General features: G+C 67.6%; 16 protein-coding genes. 6 read left to right on the top strand and 10 right to left on the bottom strand.

The genetic code is table 11. The features are described 5' to 3' along the window. Both Q7J26_RS02700 and Q7J26_RS02705 read left to right on the top strand, forming a co-directional pair. Positions 1–1,009 (top strand): MFS transporter (locus Q7J26_RS02700; protein ID WP_304934977.1); only part of this gene is annotated, 1,009 nt, incomplete at its 5' end. Between the two features lie 187 nt (positions 1,010–1,196). Further along, on the top strand, positions 1,197–3,053 hold the full coding sequence (locus Q7J26_RS02705) for a cellulase family glycosylhydrolase (RefSeq protein ID WP_304934978.1): 1,857 nt from the start codon (positions 1,197–1,199) through the stop codon (positions 3,051–3,053). A gap of 14 nt (positions 3,054–3,067) precedes the next feature. Here Q7J26_RS02705 and Q7J26_RS02710 read toward each other — a convergent pair whose 3' ends face one another. From Q7J26_RS02710 to Q7J26_RS02720, 3 genes are read right to left on the bottom strand one after another with little or no spacing between them, the layout of a single operon-like run. After that, positions 3,068–4,288, bottom strand: a complete 1,221-nt coding sequence (locus Q7J26_RS02710; protein ID WP_304934979.1) for an amidohydrolase — start codon at positions 4,286–4,288, stop codon at positions 3,068–3,070. Between the two features lie 6 nt (positions 4,289–4,294). After that, positions 4,295–5,002 (bottom strand): TetR/AcrR family transcriptional regulator, encoded by a 708-nt coding sequence (locus Q7J26_RS02715; protein ID WP_304934980.1) that lies wholly within the window; start codon positions 5,000–5,002, stop codon positions 4,295–4,297. Next, positions 4,999–6,522 carry a carboxylesterase/lipase family protein gene (locus Q7J26_RS02720; RefSeq protein WP_304934981.1) on the bottom strand — a complete coding sequence of 508 codons (1,524 nt, stop codon included), beginning with the start codon at positions 6,520–6,522 and terminating at the stop codon, positions 4,999–5,001. The genes Q7J26_RS02715 and Q7J26_RS02720 overlap by 4 nt, the downstream gene beginning before the upstream one ends. 98 nt (positions 6,523–6,620) lie before the next feature. Here Q7J26_RS02720 and Q7J26_RS02725 point away from each other — a divergent pair, with 98 nt between their 5' ends. After that, positions 6,621–6,896 carry a response regulator transcription factor gene (locus tag Q7J26_RS02725; RefSeq protein WP_304934982.1) on the top strand — a complete coding sequence of 92 codons (276 nt, stop codon included), beginning with the start codon at positions 6,621–6,623 and terminating at the stop codon, positions 6,894–6,896. A 78-nt stretch (positions 6,897–6,974) separates the two neighbouring features. Here Q7J26_RS02725 and Q7J26_RS02730 read toward each other — a convergent pair whose 3' ends face one another. The 6 genes from Q7J26_RS02730 to Q7J26_RS02755 form a co-directional block, all read right to left on the bottom strand. Further along, positions 6,975–7,433: a hypothetical protein gene (locus Q7J26_RS02730; RefSeq protein WP_304934983.1), complete on the bottom strand. Its 459-nt coding sequence runs from the start codon at positions 7,431–7,433 to the stop codon at positions 6,975–6,977. A 74-nt stretch (positions 7,434–7,507) separates the two neighbouring features. Then, positions 7,508–7,933, bottom strand: a complete 426-nt coding sequence (locus Q7J26_RS02735; protein ID WP_304934984.1) for a DUF6491 family protein — start codon at positions 7,931–7,933, stop codon at positions 7,508–7,510. Between the two features lie 66 nt (positions 7,934–7,999). Next, complete coding sequence (gene mnmC / locus Q7J26_RS02740; RefSeq protein WP_304934985.1) at positions 8,000–9,772, bottom strand: FAD-dependent 5-carboxymethylaminomethyl-2-thiouridine(34) oxidoreductase MnmC; 1,773 nt, start codon at positions 9,770–9,772, stop codon at positions 8,000–8,002. An 81-nt stretch (positions 9,773–9,853) separates the two neighbouring features. Beyond that, complete coding sequence (locus tag Q7J26_RS02745) at positions 9,854–10,171, bottom strand: hypothetical protein (RefSeq protein ID WP_304934986.1); 318 nt, start codon at positions 10,169–10,171, stop codon at positions 9,854–9,856. A 149-nt stretch (positions 10,172–10,320) separates the two neighbouring features. Further along, positions 10,321–11,187, bottom strand: a complete 867-nt coding sequence (gene motA / locus Q7J26_RS02750; RefSeq protein ID WP_304934987.1) for a flagellar motor stator protein MotA — start codon at positions 11,185–11,187, stop codon at positions 10,321–10,323. Positions 11,188–11,273: 86 nt separating this feature from the next. After that, positions 11,274–13,244 carry a long-chain-acyl-CoA synthetase gene (locus Q7J26_RS02755; RefSeq protein ID WP_370651898.1) on the bottom strand — a complete coding sequence of 657 codons (1,971 nt, stop codon included), beginning with the start codon at positions 13,242–13,244 and terminating at the stop codon, positions 11,274–11,276. A 151-nt stretch (positions 13,245–13,395) separates the two neighbouring features. On the opposite strand from Q7J26_RS02755, the gene Q7J26_RS02760 reads away from it, so the two are divergent. Next, a complete protein-coding gene (locus tag Q7J26_RS02760) occupies positions 13,396–13,983 on the top strand; it encodes a hypothetical protein (RefSeq protein WP_304934988.1) in 588 nt (195 codons plus the stop codon). Positions 13,984–14,037: 54 nt separating this feature from the next. Here Q7J26_RS02760 and Q7J26_RS02765 read toward each other — a convergent pair whose 3' ends face one another. Then, positions 14,038–14,589: a lipocalin family protein gene (locus Q7J26_RS02765; protein ID WP_304934989.1), complete on the bottom strand. Its 552-nt coding sequence runs from the start codon at positions 14,587–14,589 to the stop codon at positions 14,038–14,040. A 169-nt stretch (positions 14,590–14,758) separates the two neighbouring features. On the opposite strand from Q7J26_RS02765, the gene cysD reads away from it, so the two are divergent. Further along, positions 14,759–15,712, top strand: a complete 954-nt coding sequence (cysD, locus tag Q7J26_RS02770; RefSeq protein ID WP_370651899.1) for a sulfate adenylyltransferase subunit CysD — start codon at positions 14,759–14,761, stop codon at positions 15,710–15,712. Beyond that, positions 15,712–17,104 (top strand): sulfate adenylyltransferase subunit CysN (gene cysN / locus Q7J26_RS02775; RefSeq protein WP_304934990.1); only part of this gene is annotated, 1,393 nt, incomplete at its 3' end. The genes cysD and cysN, both read left to right, overlap by 1 nt.

The following is a 17,104-nucleotide window of genomic DNA, read 5'->3' on the forward strand; positions in this document are numbered from 1 at the left end:
GCTGGTCGCCGGCATCGGCGCCGGCACCGTCTTTCCTGTTGTCGTCTCCCTCCTCGCCGACGTCTGCATGCCCGAGCGCCGGGGGCGGTCGATGCTGCTGGTCTCGATCGGGGCCTGGGCCGGGGCCGCCGCCGCCTTTGCCCTCGGCGGGGCGCTGTTCGGCTATCTCTCTGCTAATCCCGGGGCCGGCCTGCTGGGCCTCGCCCCCTGGCGCGAGAGCCACCTGTTGGTCGGCGTAGGCGCCGCCCTGCTGGTCCTGCCCCTGTTCCTGATAAAGGAACCGGCGCGGCACGAGGTCGAACAGACGAGCACGGCGCTGGGGCCGACGCTTCGCGCCTTCTGGAAACGCCGCCGGTTTCTCGGGCCGTTGTTCGTGGGCCAGTTTTCCGGATCGCTCGCTGAGGGCGCAGCCGCGCTTTGGGTCGGCTCGGTCCTGATCCGCCAGTACGGGCTGGGGCCCGCCGAGTTCGGAACCTGGATCGGGCTGGTCATCCTGGGAGCGGGAATCCTCGGGTCCCTGATCGGAGGGTATACGGCCGACGCCGGCCAGAAGCTCAGGATGCGCGGCGGTATTCTGCTGCCGGCCCTGATCGCCACCGCCATCAGCATACCGGCCAGCCTGTACCCGGTCATGCCGACGGTCGAGGGTTTCGCCCTGGTCCTGTTCGTCCTGCTGGTGGGGGGGACCATCGTCAATCTGGTCAACGCCGCCGCCATCGCGGTGCTCATCCCCAATGAGGAGCGCGCCACCAGCCTGGCCGCCCTGAAGATCATTGGCACGCTCGTGGCCGGGCTGGTGGTCCCGCCGGTCATCGCCGGAATGACCACCCTCCTGCCGGGGCCGTCGGGCCTGGGCCAGGCCCTCGCCTGGCTGGGCGCGGTGACCGGAGTGATCTCGCTGATCGGCTACTGGCTGGCCATGGTCAACGCGCCCGAGGCCGTCGCGTCCGAGCCTGTTGCGCCCGATTCTGTTGCGCCTGAGCCCGTCGCGTTCAGGACCAGCGCCTGATCCACGGCTGTGGCCTGCGTCGGATAGCGTCCAGCTACCGGATATCCCCCTGCCGGGCTCGCCCCGGCGCTTTTCTCTTCCTCAGTGGCTGAAACACATGTCTGAACGTGATGACGAGGCGAGGGCGCCCCTAACCCGAGTAAGCTTCAGAGAGCGCGCTTTCCGGGATGAACAGGGGCGCGATCTGATGCTTCGCGGCGTCAACTTTGGCGGCGACAGCAAGGTCCCGTTCAGCCCGGCCCAGCCGACCTATCTGCCGACGGACTTTGCGGACCACAGGACAGTCAGTTTCATCGGACGGCCGGCCCCTCTGGCCGAGATCGACAGCCATTTCGCGAGAATGCGGCGCTGGGGCTTCAACTGCCTGCGGCTGCTGACGACCTGGGAGGCGGTCGAGCACGCGGGCCCCGGAATGTATGATGAGGCCTATCTCGACTACTATGCCGAGGTCTGTCGTCGCGCCGGCGCCCACGGCCTCTATGTCCTCGTCGATTTCCACCAGGACGCCTGGGCGCGCATGTCCGGCGGCGACGGCGCGCCCGGCTGGACCTTCGAGGCTGCGGGCCTCGATTTCACCCGCTTCCATGCTTCCGGCGCGGCCCATGTCATGCAGCACGCCTATGATCCGTTGCTCGGCGGACGCCAGGACAGCTACCCGGTCATGAGCTGGAGCGGGAACTACGCCCGGCCTGCCAATGGCGTGATGTGGACCCTGTTCTTCGCAGGGCGGGACCTGGCCCCCGACGCGAAGGTCGCAGGCGTGCATCTGCAGGACCTGTTCCAGGATCACTATCTCGGAGCCATGCAAGCCCTGGCCGCGAGGCTGGTCGACATGGATCATGTCCTGGGCTTCGACACCCTGAACGAGCCGGGAGCCGGCTATATCGGCAAGGGTTTGTCGGATCCCATCGTCCGCTACCGGGGGCCGATCTGGTCGGCGCTCGACGGTCTGGCCCTTCTGTCGGGTCTCACCCGCACCCTGCCGGTCGTGGCTCCCGGTCAGGGGATCTGCGGCGAGACCCGCCTAAACACCGACGGGGTCTCCGTCTGGTTGCCTGGACGCGAGGATCCGTTCCGCGCCGCCGGTGTCTGGGACATTCGCGAGGGGCAGGCCGTCGCGCTGAAGGAGGACCATTTCAAACTTAGGTTCGGCCAGCCCATTGATGTGGGCCGGGACTGTATGGCGCCCTTCTTCCACCGTGTCGCCGGGACCGTGCGCGCGCTTCGTCCGGATTGGCTGCTGTTCGCGGAGGTGGACCCGTTCGAAGCCTTCATGGGCCATGGCTTCCCCGACGGATGTCCGCCCAATACAGTCAACGCCAGCCACTGGTATGATCTGACCACCTTGGTGACCAAGACGTTCGACCTAAAGGGCAAGCACGTGCTCACCGGCGAGCCGCGCGACACGCGCGCTGCGATCGAACGGAACTACGTCGCCGAGATGAGCCGTATTCGGGCCGCGGGGGACCGTCTCGAAGGCGAGGCGCCGACCTTGCTCGGGGAATGCGGCATTCCATTAGACATGAACGAGGCGCAGGCCTACCGGCGCTGGGCCGAAGGGGAACGTGGCCCCCAGCTCTGGGAGTCGCACACCCTGGCCCTGGACATGATGTACAATGCGATCGACCAGCTGGGCCTATCCTCGACCCAGTGGAACTATACGGCGTCCAATCGCAACGATCCGATGATCGGCGACGGCTGGAACCAGGAGGACCTCTCGATCTGGTCGGCGGATCAGGCGACGACGCCCGGTGACCCGGACGGCGGCGGACGCGCGGTGGAAGGCTTCTGCCGCCCGTTTGTCCGGGCCGCCCAGGGGCGACTGGTTCGGCAGCGTTTCGATCGCGACAGCGGCGTGTTCGAAGCCAAGATCGAGGTGCGCGGGACCGCGACAGGCCCAACGGAAATCTATGTGCCGTCAGTCCAGTACCCGAACGGTCATGATCTTACCGTGAGCGGCGGACAGGTGGTTCGAAACGACGCCCAGATCGTCTGTATCGTCGCGGACGACGAAACTCTGGTCGTGAGGGTCACGCGCCGCTGACCGGCGCGGCCTCTTCACCGCTGCGGCTCGGGCCTTTCGGCCGGTTGCGCCTCCTCAAAGAAGGTCTCGACCAGGGCGGTCCAGAAGGCGACGCCTGACTCCAGGGCGCCGTCATTGAAATCGTATCGGGGATTGTGGAGCAGGCATCCGCCCTCGCCCGGGCCGTTTCCGAAGCCCAGGTAGGCCCCCGGCGCATGTTCCAGCATGAAGGCGAAATCCTCGGACCCCATGACGGGCGCGATGTCCGTCGCGACGCGCTCATCTCCCACGGCGCGCCGGGCGGCGCGGGCGGCGAGCTCCATCGCGGCGATATCATTCACCAGCGCGGGATACCGCTCGCGATAGGCCATGGTGATCCGCACGCCATAGGCTGTGGCGACCCCCTGACGATGGGCCTCCATCCGGCGCCGGATCTCCTCGATCACCGGGCGTTCAAACCAGCGTAAGGACCCGCCCAGCGTCACCGCGTCCGGCAGGATGTTGTGCGCCGTGCCGCCTGAAATCATCGTCACAGCCAGAAGCGCGGCCGAACTCGCCGGCGTCTGGCGCGGAACGATGGTCTGAAACCCCATGATCAGGGCCGCCGCCGCGACCACGGCGTCGCCGCCATCGGCGGGATTGGCCGCATGTCCGCCCTCGGCCTCGATCCGGATGTCGAAGGTGTCAAAGCCCGCCAGCATGGCGCCGGGCCGCGTCACGAACCGGCCCAGCTCCAGCCCCGGAAGATTGTGCAGGGCGAAAACCTGGCGAACCGGGAACCGTTCGAACAGGCCTTCCTCGACCATACGCTGGCCGCCGCCTTCATTCTCTTCGGCGGGCTGGAAGATGAAGACGACGTCGCCGGCGAACCGGCCGCGCTCCTGGACCAGATCGACGATCCTGCGCGCTGCCCCCAAAAGCATGGCGGTGTGGCCGTCATGGCCGCAGGCGTGCATCACGCCGGGACTCCGCGAGCGGTGGCTGGCCCCGGTCGCCTCCTCGATCGGCAGGGCGTCCATGTCCGCCCGCAGGCCCAGAGCGGGCGCGTCCGGCCGGCCCGTTCCACGCAGGACTCCGACAACCCCGGTCCCGGCGATCCCGGTGTGAACCTCCAGCCCCCAGTCGCGCAGGCGCTCGGCGACGAAAGCCGAGGTTCTGTGCTCCTCGAAGGCCAGTTCAGGGTGGGCGTGGAGGTCTCGTCTCCAGGCGACGATCTCGGCTCCATGCCGGGCAAACCAGGTCCCGATGTTGGCCATCACGCCTCAAGCGCCACTGTCGTGTTCCCCAACGCCGGACCGCCGCAGGGCTTCAAAGCCCCCGGTGAAGACGACTTCCATCGCCTCGCAGATGGCGAGCATCTCCGAAGATCGGCACTGACCACCCGACAGCACGTCGATCCGTCCGGTCTGGGCGAGGGAGAGCGTCAGGGCTCCGGAGAGCAGATGGTAGAACCAGAAGAGCTGGCGCTCCGGCGCCTCCGGCGCGATGCGCCGGAGCAGGGCGATGAAGCGCCGAACCACGGGGTCGAAGTGTTGGTGCATGGTGTCGCCGCCCCAGACAGGGGTGTTGTTCACCTGCGCCACCAGGGCCGCATAGTTCAGCCAGGCGGGGTCGCCCTCTTCCAGCAGGAGGAACATCGGCTTGAGGAAGGATTCGAGGACCCCACGCACGGTCATCGCCTCGCCCTGTTCCGCCTCGTAGCGGTTCAGACTGTCCAGACGCATCTGGTTCACGACCTCGGCGCGGCGGCCGAATGTGGCGCTGAAGAGCCGTGTCTTGTCCTCGAAATAATAGTGGACCAGGGCCGTATCCACGCCGGCTTCTGCGGCGACCGCCTTCAGGGTGACGCCGTGCAGGCCGTCCCGCGCAAACAGGGCTTCGGCCGCATCAAGGATGCGGTTCATCGCCTCCTCGCGCCTTTGCGCCTTGGACTTGATCGGGGGGCGGGGGCGGCCGACGCTGGCTGTCATCGGGTACCCCTACCCGAAAGAAGCCTTCGCAGGCGATCCCGAGCCCGTAACATAAGGATGAGAAGGCGAGCCTTGCGTTCGTGGTGGTCCAGAGACGCCTTCCACCAGCCAGACCGCATAGAGCCGCCCGGCGTCGCATTGAAGACGCGCCACGCATCCTGCGTCCGATCATAGGCGGGCCAGTCCGTCCCAGGGCTTCCGTCCCGGGCAAACGCAATCCAACGCGCGTGAATTCCCGCAGCGACAGCGCGATCCGCAGCGGTCGCCGGCGGGGCGCCGTCCGGCCGATGATCCAGCGTCTCGAAGACATGAAAGATCTCGGCGCCGTGGGCCGCGCGGTTCATGGTTTCGCGGCGCGCCTCCTCCACATAGTCGAAGGCATAGAGCCACGCTCTGGACCGGCGAGGCCGGCCCGCGATCCAGCGCGCGGGGCCGGCGAATCCGAAGTCCCGGAAGCCCAGGCGGACAAGCTGGTCCTCATCGCCCGCAGCCTCGGGGTACAGCCGTGCGAGCGCCGCGTTGGGCTTGATCATCGACCGGAACCGCTTCACGCCGTCGCCATAATTCAGCAGTGAATCCTCGCCGCTGTTGACCCCGATCATCAGCGGGATGTCGGCAAAGTCTCCGCGAGCGAAGGCGCTGATCGGGTCGCGCACCAGCAGGCGACCGTCGATGACCGGTCCGAAACCGCCCTCGACCCCGGCAAGACGGTCTGCGGGCACAGCGCGTAGTTCGGCGGCGTCCGTCCCTGCCACACCTAGGGCGGTCATGGCCGCCACGCCCCGGGCCTCGGCCGTCTTCAGCGGCGTCGCCGGCAGCCAGCCCCCGCCGGACTGGACGATCGCCTTCTGGAACAGCCCCCTCGCGCGGGGCGCCGTCATCAGGGCCAGGATATCCAGTCCGCCTGCCGATTCCCCAAACAGGGTGACATTGGCCGGGTCGCCCCCGAAGGCCGCGATGTTGTCACGGACCCATTCCAAAGCCGTAATCTGATCCAGCAGGCCCGGAGCGCCGAGGGGCTGGTCGTTCGGAGCTTCCCGCGTCAGGGCAGGGTGGGCGAAGAAGCCGAAATGGCCCAGCCGGTAGTTGACGGTGACCAGGATCACGCCGTCCCGGGCAAAGGCTTGCCCGTCGTAGAAGGGCAGAGACCCCGCGCCCATGCGGTTGGAGCCGCCGTGCAACCAGACCATGACGGGCGCCCCGCTCCCGACCTCCGTCGGAGCCCAGATGTTCAGCGTCAGGCAGTCTTCGGACGTCGGTTCAGGCGCGCCCCCGATCGAGACAATGTCGGCGACATCGGATGGACCGGCCTGTGGTCCGGGGGACCCGAACTGACCTGCGTCACGCTCGCCCTGCCAGCCGGGGTGCGGCTGCGGCGGACGCCAGCGGAGATGACCGACCGGAGGAGCCGCATAGGGCGCCCCGCGCCACACCCTGGCTTCGCCCTCGCGCCGCCCCCTCAGCAATCCCGCAGGCGCGTGAACAAGCGGCTGCGCCTCGTCCATTCTGATCTGATCCATTCGTTCCATCCCGCCCTGACCCTCGGCCTGTTTCTCATCCGGCCTTTGGACGATCATGGCAGAAGCCTCGTCGGCCTGCATAGGTCATTCATTGCATAATGAACGAATACCTTCGCCAGCGCCTCGTCGCCGAGCGGGCGCGGGCCATAGGCGTTCGGCTGGCGGTCGACGCCGGCGACCGCCTGACCGAGCGAGAGATCGCCATTCTGAAGGACATCTCCGAAGGGCGTGCAAACAAGGAGATCGCGCGTCGCCTGAACGTCTCCGTGGATACGGTGAAGGCGGACATGAAGCGGATCTTCTCGAAACTGGACGTCACGGACCGGACGCGCGCCGTCATCGTCGCCATCCAGCGCGGATCTCTCTGCATCTAGGCGGTCAAGCGGTTGGCTGCATGACTTCAGGCGCAGGGTTTCAGAAGGCGGCGACCCGCATCCGCTTCAAGGACGCGCCTAGCTCCCGCGTCCGCCCGCGATGAAGGCGGCTATGGTCGGCCAAGGTTGGCCCTGGGGGCGCATGTCGTCGCAGGCGAAGGACTTGACGCCGCCGTATACGCCGCCCGAGGGGGTGGCGTCCCAGGGGGCGTCTTCAGCGATCCGTTCCACTTCCGCGCCGTCCGGGCCGTGGATGATGGTGGTGATGGTGCGGGACTGGCCGTCCGAGCAGCGGACCGCCACCTCTTCGACCTCATGGCTTTGATCGGTCGCGTCGCCCTGTGCGGGAACGCGGGCGAAGCGGGCCGTGGCGACGCCATCGACCGGCGTCAGCGTGTCCTGATCGATCATGTAGACGGTCCGGTCGCTGGCCGAGAACCGGGTCCAGGTCTCGGCTGCAGCCGGCGCCGCCGCCGTCAGGGCCGCGACGCCGACAACGGTCAGTGTGGCAAAGGTCAGTTTGGCGATTCCGCGCATGTCTTCCTCCCATGAAGGAGAGGATTTGATACCCGTGATCGCCGGATTTCAAGCCGCCCTGCGAGCGGAGAGGATCAGGGTCTGGCGCGATCCGGCAGGGCGGCCACCTCTTCTGCGGTCAGCGACTTTGTGACGAAGGCCCGGCAGGTGCGGCGGCTCGGATCGGCGTTCGGCACGAGGATCTGGACCGGATCGCCGACGCAGACGCTGGCGGATCCGCCGAGGGTCGGCGTCACAGCGATGGACAGGGCCGAATCCAGATCCCAGCAGCCGCCGCTGGTGTTGATCTGGAACACATCGTCGCGCAGCGACCGGATGTAGAGGTCGGATTGGCGATCCGTACGGAAGTTGCGGACATTGTCGGTGTGGAAGCAGCGGGCGGTGGTCTTTTCACCATCTGCGGCGGCGGCGACGGCCGTGGTGGCGGCGGGCGCGCAGGCGGAAAGGCCCAGGGCCGCCACCGTCGAGGCGGCGAGCGCGGAGGTCAGCAGGATACGCATCGAAGTCTCCATTGCGGGGTCAGGAACAGGGAGGGACGCCGCACATGAACACAGCCTGAAGAGGGATCAAGCCGGCCCCAGACGGTCAGGATCGATCCGTCCAAAAAGCGTTGCAGGAAGCGGTGACGGCGTACCGGCGACCAGGGCGGCGACATGTTCGCCCAGCAGGGGCGCGACGCAGAAACCGCGCGAACCCAGGCCCGACAGCAGATAAAGCCCGTCCCCCCGATGCCCCGCCAGCGGCAGCCGGTCGCGTGTCGTGGCCCGGACGGCGACCCGACGATGGCGGGCTCCGCTCTCCGCCTGGGCGGCCCGATGCGGCAGGCGGCCGCGCAGCGTGTCCAGGTTCCGGGCGCTGTCAGCGTCGCGCGGCTCCAGGCTGACGTCGTCGCGGTCATGGGTGGCCCCGAACAGAAAGCCGGTCCCCGTCGGCGCGACATAGCCGCCCCAGGCCACGCCCGGGATCGCCGGGCCCTCGACCCAGTCGGCCTGGCCCCGGACGGGCGACAGGCCGGCGTCCGCCAGCAATCCGGCCGTTCCCCAGCCGGCCGTCACCACGACCGCGTCCGCCTGGGCCAGAATCCGGCCCTCGGCGTCACTCAGGGTCCAGCCGGCGTCGTCGCGCTCGATCCGGGCCACGGTCGCGGCGATCATGGTCGCGTCCTTCAGCCAGGCCGACAGGATGGCGGCGGGCTGGATCACGCGGGCGTCGGCCATCATCAGCCCGCCCTCGGTGGTCGGCTCGCCCAGCCGTTCCGTCGCGGCCTCGGCGTCGATGACCGTCATGGCGCCCTCGCGCCACAGGGGCTGGGCGGCGATCTTGGCGAAGCGCGCCGGATCGCGCGCCGCCTGGGGCAGTTGCAGGACGCCCTGGCCCAGCACAGCCCCCGGCGTGGCGTCATACAGATGCCGCGCCCGCTCCAGCGCCTGGGCGTACAGGCCGGCTATGGCCGCGTCCCCGGCGTCGAGGCGCGGCGTCGCCAGACCGGCCGGAAAGCCCGATCCGCCCGCGCCGGGCCGCTCGCCCTCGATCACCACGGGCATGATCCCGGACGCGACCAGGGCGCGGGCCACGGCGGCCCCGGCGACCCCGGCGCCGACGATGGCGACGCGCGGAGTCCGGTCGGGCGCAGGGGCGCCGTCCCGCCGCGCCTCCAGCCGTTCCCGCTTGCGACCGTGGCCGGGTTTCTTCTCGACGACAAAGCCGCGTTCAGACAGGCCGCGCCGAACCGCGCCGGCGACGGTGAAGGTGGCGACCCGGGCGCCGGGGGCCGAACGGGCGGCGATCCGGTCCATCACCGCCTCGGACCACATGCCGGGGTTCAGGGCGGGCGAGAAGCCGTCCAGGAACCAGGCGTCAGCCGGCCCCGACCACTGATCCAGGGCCCAGGCGACGTCGCCGACGGCGACGTCCAGCACGGCGTGGAACCCTGGCAGATCGACCCGGTGGAAGCCCGGCGTCCGCTCCGGCCAGGCCTCGGTCAGGGCCTGGGCCGCCTCCGCCAGTTCGGGCCAGGCGCCCAGGGCGCGTCGGGCCTCGTCGGCGGTCAGGGGAAACCCTTCGATGGAGAAGATGTGCAACCGCGCGCCATCCGGCCGGGTCCGGCGCCACAGGTCCAGCAGGGCGGCGATGTTCAGCCCGGTGCCGAACCCCAGCTCGGCCACGGTGAAATGGCGTCGCCCGGCCCAGGCGTCCGGCAGGCCGCAGCCTTCCAGGAAGACGGCCCGGGTCTCGGCCAGCCCGTCGTCGCGCGAGAAATAGACGTCGCCGAACCGGCCGGAGCGGGGCTCGTCGTCATCGGTCCAGGTCAGGTGCGGGGCGGTGTCGTCGGTCGTCATGGCGCGGCTCTAGCACCTCCGTCGCCGATACGAAAAAGGGCCGCCCCGGCGGAGCGGCCCTGTCGTGGATTGCGGGAAGACTCAGTGGCCGGTGTCGTGGCCGGCGGCCTGGGCCGAGGTGTGGTCGGTCGCGGGGGCGGCGGCTTGCCCGGCCGCCGGATCGGTCGCCGCAGGGGTGGCTTCGGGTGCGGTGGCGGCGCCGGCGTCCTGGGCGGCCTCATTGGCGGCGGCGGCGGCTTCTGCAGCGGCCTGGTCGGCGGTCAGGGCGGCGTCGGCGGCGGTTCCGGCCGCTTCGACCGCGTCGCTGGCGGCTTCCTGAGCCTTTTCTTCCGGCGCCTTCTGGCACCCGGCGATGATCAGGGCGGCGGCCGAGGCGGCGATGAGGGCGGTGATGCGCATGGGACAATCCTCCGAAGGCTGTTCGCGAGGCCGAAAGCCTCGCCGGAAACGATAACGCCGCCGTGAACCTCGGGGCAAGCCGCGATCACGGCGGCGTCATGCCGCGTCTGAAACTCGTCGCGCGGCCGGACGTTCCGGCGCGCTCGACCTTAGTCGTTGCCGATATTGTTCAGCACTTCTTCCATTTCGGCGAAGGACGGCTGGGAGGCGGAGGGAATGTCGCCGCGGCCGATCTCGACCGAGATCTGGGCGGCGTTGCCATGCAGGTGGGCGATCAGCACGGATTGGATCATCTTGTAGTAGGCCGCTTCCTCATTGATGATCGAGGTCAGGCGTGCGGCGAACGGGCCGACCAGCCCATAGGCCATGAACACGCCCATGAAGGTGCCGACCAGGGCGCCGCCGATCATGCCCCCCAGGACTTCCGGCGGCTCGGTGATCGAACCCATGGTCTTGATGACGCCCAGCACGGCGGCGACGATGCCCAGGGCGGGCAGGGCGTCGGCCAGGTTCTGCAAGGCGTGGGCGTTGTCGAGATGCTCGTGGTGATGCTTCTCGAGCTGTTTCTCCATCGCATCCTCGACCTGGTGCGGATCCTCCAGGTTCATCGTCATCATCCGCAGGGTGTCGCAGATGAAGTCGACAGCGAAATGGTCCTTCAGCACCTTGGGGTACTTCTGGAAGATGGTCGATTCCTTGGGCTTTTCGATATGGCTTTCCAGCGCCACGACGCCCTTGGATTTCATGGTCTTGGTCAGTTGGAACAGCAGGGACAGCAGGTCCTTGTAGTCCTGCTTCTTCCACTTCGGCCCGGCGAAGGTCTTGCCCAGGCCCGCCATCGATCCCTTGACCACCGTCATGGAGTTGGAGATCAGAAAGGCCGCGATGCCTGCGCCGCCGATCGCCATCAACTCGTGGGGCGCGGCGTGCAGGATGACCTCGAATTTGCCGCCCGAGATGGCGTAGCTGCCGAACACGAGGCCGAACAGCAGTACGATGCCGATGATCTGGAACATGAAGACGCGGTATCCTGACGCGAGAGGCGTCAAGTCATGACCGTTATTGATTAAGACGGCGTTTCGGGAAACGCCGTCTTACAATATCACAGCCGGCCTTCGCCGTTCAGAATGGCCGTCCGCGCCGCCGCCGTCAGCTTCTGGTAGCCGGTCTTGCCGCCGCGCACATAAAGGGCCGCTCCGGTCTTTTCCGGATCGAAACCATCCGCCACCAGGTCGGCCTTGCGGTATTTGAAGGTGCCGGTCGTCTCGGCGGCCTCGATCAACCGCACGAAGACCGGCTGGGCGTAGGCGGGCAGGCGGGCCTCGACGTGTTCGGCGAAGGCCTTGGGGTCGAACTTGGCGTCCGTCACCAGGGCGGCCATCCCGGCCTTGCCGTCCTGGCCCGGCACCGGCACGCCATAGACGATGGCCTCGGACACGCCGGGGCCTTCCATCAGCACCTGTTCGACCTCGGAGGTCGAGACGTTCTCGCCCTTCCAGCGGAAGGTGTCGCCCATCCGGTCGACGAAGTAGAAATACCCCTCGGCGTCCTGCTTCATCAGGTCGCCGGTGCGGAACCAGCGGTCGCCCTTCTTGAAGACGTCGGTCAGGATTTTCTTCTGCGAGGCGGCCTTGTCGGCATAGCCCGAGAAGTCGTGGCGTATGTCGTTGCCGATCTCGCCGATGGCCTCGCCGATCTCGCCGACGCGGGTCAGGCGGCACAGGCCGTCCGGACCGCGGATCGGCTGTTCGCTGTCCACGTCGAACTGGACCAGGCGGATATTGATCTGCTTCTTCAGATAGCTGGGCACACGGCCGATGGCGCCCTGTTTGCCGTCGAAGTTGAACAGGGAGACATTGCCCTCGGTCGAGCCGTAGAACTCCAGCACCTCGGGAATATTGAACCGGCTCTGGAACTCGGGCCAGACGTCGGCGCGCAGTCCATTGCCGAAGGCCAGACGCAGCTTGTGTTTCTGCTCATAGGCCTGGGGCGTGCTGTTCACCAGATAACGGCACAGTTCGCCGATATAGACGAACATGGTCGCGCCGGACGCCACCACGTCGGGCCAGAAGCTGCTGGCCGAGAACCGCTTGCGGATCACCAGGCGCGCGCCGTTCAGCAGGGCCGCGCCGACGCCGACCAGGCCGCCGGTCGAATGATACAGCGGCAGGACGTTGAAGATCCGGTCCTTGGGCGTCGAACGCGTGGCGCCGGCGAAGGCGCGCATATAGGTCCGGGCGCGCGAATGCGGGATGCGGGCCGCCTTGGGCAGACCGGTGGTGCCGGAGGTGTAGATATACAGGGCCGTGTCGCGGTTGGTCAGGCCTTCGCGCACCGACCGGGACGGCCGTACGGAGGAGGCGCCGCGCACCGGCTTGTCCAGGCCGCGCCGGTCGCTGGATTCGTCCTCGTCGCCCAGACCCAGGACCCACAGCATCAGGGTGTGGCCGACCAGGGGGCGGGTCGCCTCGACCTGGCGCCAGCAATCCTCGTCCGCCACCACCTGGAAGGCGTTGGAGATGGTCAGGCAGTGGGCCAGGCCCTGACCCGTCAGATTGGTGTTGATCAGGGCGGTGGCGATGCCGACCTTGGAAAAACCGATCCAGGCCGCCAGATATTCGACGCGATTGGTCATCATCAGGGCGATGGTGTCGCCCCGGTTCAGGCCGCGACCCTTGGCCCAGTGGGCGTAGCGGTTGGCCATGGCGTCCAGGTCGCGATAGGTCAGGCTGCGGCGCTCGTCCTCGACGGCGATATTGTCGGCGAACTTGTCGACGGCTTCTTCAAAGTCGTCGCACAGCAGAATGTCGCTATCCAGCTCGATCGGCTTGATACGCTTGAGCAGACGGAACAGGCCGCGCGCGAAGCGCACGTCCCTGCGGATATTGGCTACAAAACCCATGCTCGCCGTTACTCCGGTCTTTGCGTGTTCCACCCGCGCTCGTGATGAACGAAGGGAGCCTGTTCGGTCAACCGCGAGGCGAAGAAACGCCTTGGAAACCATCGCGATCAGACGGGGCCGTGTCCCATTTGTTTCGGTGACGTCGGGGAAATCCAGAGCGGAAACGCGCATTTTCCGCCTTATTCGATCTTTCCCGACCCGTAAAAGGTCTGATTTCGCCCCAGACGGGGCCTTATCCGTGCTTCTTCAAGGTCATTGGCTGTTTGCCGGAACGACCTCGAAGAACGGCGTGTTTTCCTCCCGATCTCATGGAGGACACATCATGTCGATGACTTATGCAGACGCCACCACCAACACCGCCGCCGTCGATGCGACGGGGCGTTCAGCCGACGAGGTCTTCGTGCCGCGCTATGCCCAGCGTCGCAGCCGGAGCAACAAACCCGTCAAGACCTGGATGATCATCGCCCCGATCGGCGCGCTGGCCGTGATCGGCACGGCGGCGGCCCTGATGATGGGCGGCGGCGGCGAGTCGGCCGCACCGGCCTCTCCGGCCCAGCCGCTTTCGACCCCGGCGCCGCAAATGGCGCCGCAGATGCAGACCGCGCCGACCGCATTGACGCCGGTTGAGACTCCGGTCGCCCAGCCCGTTCCTGTCCAGCCGACGCCCCAGGCCGAGCCTGCTCCGGTCACCCGTCGCGCCGAGCCTGCGGCGCAACGGGCGGCGCCGTCGATGACGCCCGCAGAACGTCCGGCGTCGCGTGTCGATACGCCGCCTGCCGAGCCGACGGGTCCGCGCCCTTACAGCGCCGCCACGGCGGCCCTGAACACGGAGGCCAGCCCTTCGGCGTCGGTCCCGGCCTCGGTTCAGATCCAGCCGCCCCCGACCGTATCGGTCGAGCCGGTCAACTGAGGTCGTAACCTATGAAAAAGGCCCCGGCGTTCGCCGGGGCCTTTTGCTGTCGGCCTATTGCGTGGGCAGGGCCGGAAACTCCAGCCGACTGACGTCGTAACCCAAGGCCCGCGCCCGATCCGTCAAGGCGCGTACCTCGGCCTCGCTGGGAACCTCGCGGGTGTAGATGAACAAGCGCTCGAACGTCGGATCCGCCGAAATGAACCAGCTGTAGTCATCTGCCCGGTCCAGCACCCAGTAGTCCCAGGTCACCAGCCCATGCAGGTACCGGACCCGCAGTTTGGCGTTCATGCCGGGGTCCAGAATGCGGCCACCGCCTTCGATGGCCTTCTCCCTGCCCTCGGGCGAGCCCACCTGACAGGTGTCGCGGACATGGATGCGGTCCGCTTTGACCGGGGTGTAAATCGAGGCCCCGGCGACGCAGCCGTCGGTCAGCCGGTCGGGCAGGCGGGCGACCTCATGCCAGCGTCCGGACCACAGACGCTCCACATCAATGGCCTTGGTCGGCTGGGGCGCCCTATATTCGGCAGGCGAGGGGGCCGTGACGCAGGCGCCCAACGCGGCCGAGGCGGCGACGGCGGCGATCAGGGATTTGACAGTTGTCATGGCGACTCCATTTTGACGCCATAAAGTCGCCACACGCGGCCCGGTTCCACAAGGGCGGACCTAGCCCCTCGACCGCCGGGTCCGAAAATCTCACAGTGTGTGGCAGTATCAATCGCTTGCGACCCGTCGCACACTGGCGTTTCACGTCGGTGTTCGATGGAGACCTGACCTGGTGGACGCCGCCATTCTGACCGAAACCCCGATCTCGCCCGTGCCGCATCTCGCGCGTCTGACCCATCTTCAGCGCCTGGAGGCCGAGGCCATCCATATCATGCGCGAGGTGGCGGCCGAGGCCGAGCGCCCGGTCATGCTGTATTCGATCGGCAAGGATTCGGCCGTGATGCTGCACCTGGCGCGGAAAGCCTTCTATCCGTCCAAACCGCCTTTCCCCCTGCTGCACGTGGATACGACGTGGAAGTTCCGCGCCATGTACGCGATGCGCGAACAGGCGGCGGCCGACCTGGGCGTCGAACTGCTGGTCCACCAGAACCCCGATGCCGTCGCGCGCGGGATCAATCCGTTCGATCACGGCTCGGCCCTGCACACCGATCTGTGGAAGACCGAGGGGCTGAAACAGGCCCTGTCGCTGCACGGCTTCGATGCGGCCTTCGGCGGCGCCCGGCGCGATGAGGAGAAGTCGCGGGCCAAGGAGCGGATCTTCTCCTTCCGCACGGCCGAGCACCGCTGGGACCCCAAGAACCAGCGGCCCGAGCTCTGGCGGCTCTACAACACGCGCAAACGGCCGGGCGAGAGCATCCGCGTCTTCCCCATCTCCAACTGGACCGAGCTGGACGTCTGGCAATATATCCACCTGGAGCAGATCCCCATCGTGCCGCTTTATCTGGCCGCTGAGCGGCCGGTGGTCGAGCGCGACGGCGCATTGATCATGGTCGATGACGACCGGTTCCGGCTGCGCCCCGGCGAGACCCCGCAGATGAAGTCGGTCCGGTTCCGCACCCTGGGCTGCTACCCCCTGACCGGGGCGGTCGAGAGCACGGCCGCGACCCTGCCTGAGGTCATCCAGGAAATGCTGCTGACCACCACCTCCGAACGCCAGGGGCGGATGATCGACCACGACCAGTCCGCCTCGATGGAGAAGAAGAAGCAGGAGGGCTATTTCTGATGGCCCACCAATCGGATCTGATCGCTCGCGACATCGACGCCTATCTGGACGCCCACCAGCACAAGAGCCTGCTGCGTTTCATCACCTGCGGTAGCGTGGACGACGGCAAGTCCACCCTGATCGGGCGGCTGCTCTACGACTCCAAGATGATCTTAGAGGATCAGATGGCGGCGCTGGAGGCGGACAGCCGCCGCGTGGGCACGCAAGGGGGCGACATCGACTTCGCCCTTCTGGTGGACGGCCTCGCCGCCGAGCGGGAACAGGGCATCACCATCGACGTGGCCTATCGCTTCTTCTCGACCGAGAAGCGCAAATTCATCGTCGCCGACACGCCCGGCCACGAACAATACACCCGCAACATGGTCACCGGCGCCTCGACCGCCGACGCCGCCGTCATCCTGATCGACGCGCGCCGGGGCGTCCTGACCCAGACGCGGCGCCACGCCTATTTGGTCAGCCTGCTGGGCATTCGCCACGTCATCCTGGCGGTGAACAAGATGGACCTGATGGGCTGGTCCCAAGATGTGTTCGACGCCATCGTCGCCGACTTCCGCGCCTTCGCCGGCCAGATCGGGCTGAAGACCTTCGACGCCATTCCGATGTCCGCACTGCGCGGCGACAACATCACTGAGGCCAGCATCCATTCGCCCTGGTACGCCGGTCCGCCCTTGATGAGCCTGCTGGAAACCCTGGAGGTCGGCGACGACCTCCAGGCCGATCCGTTCCGTCTGCCGGTGCAATGGGTCAATCGGCCCAATCTCGATTTCCGCGGCTTCTCCGGCCAGATCGCAGCCGGAACCGTTCGCCCCGGCGATCCCGTCCGTATCCTGCCGTCGGGCCGCACCTCGACCGTCGCCCGCATCGTCACTGCGGACGGCGACCTGGCCCAGGCCGTCGCCGGTCAGTCGATCACCCTGACCCTGACCGACGAGATCGACGTCTCGCGTGGCGATGTCCTGGCCAGCGCCGACGCCCCGCCCGAGGCTGCCGATCAGTTCGAGGCCACCGTGGTCTGGATGGACGACGAGCCCCTGCTGCCCGGTCGCCCCTATCTGCTGAAGATCGGCGCCAAACTGGTCGGGGCGACCATCACCGAGCCCAAGCACAAGGTGAACGTCAACACCCTGGAGCAGCAGCCCGCAAAGCGGCTGGAGCTGAACGAAATCGGCGTCTGCAACCTGTCGCTGGACGCCCCCATCGCCTTCGCCCCCTATGTCCAGAACAAGGATCTGGGCGGCTTCATCCTGATCGACCGGATCTCGAACCGGACGGTCGGTGCGGGGCTGCTGAACTTCGCCCTGCGCCGCGCCCACAACATCCACTGGCAGGCGCTGTCGGTCGATAAGGCCGCGCGCGCCACGATCAAGAACCAGACGGGCCGCGTCGTCTGGC

It is taken from the genome of Brevundimonas sp. (genome assembly GCF_030656255.1).
Classification (GTDB): Bacteria; Pseudomonadota; Alphaproteobacteria; order Caulobacterales; family Caulobacteraceae; genus Brevundimonas.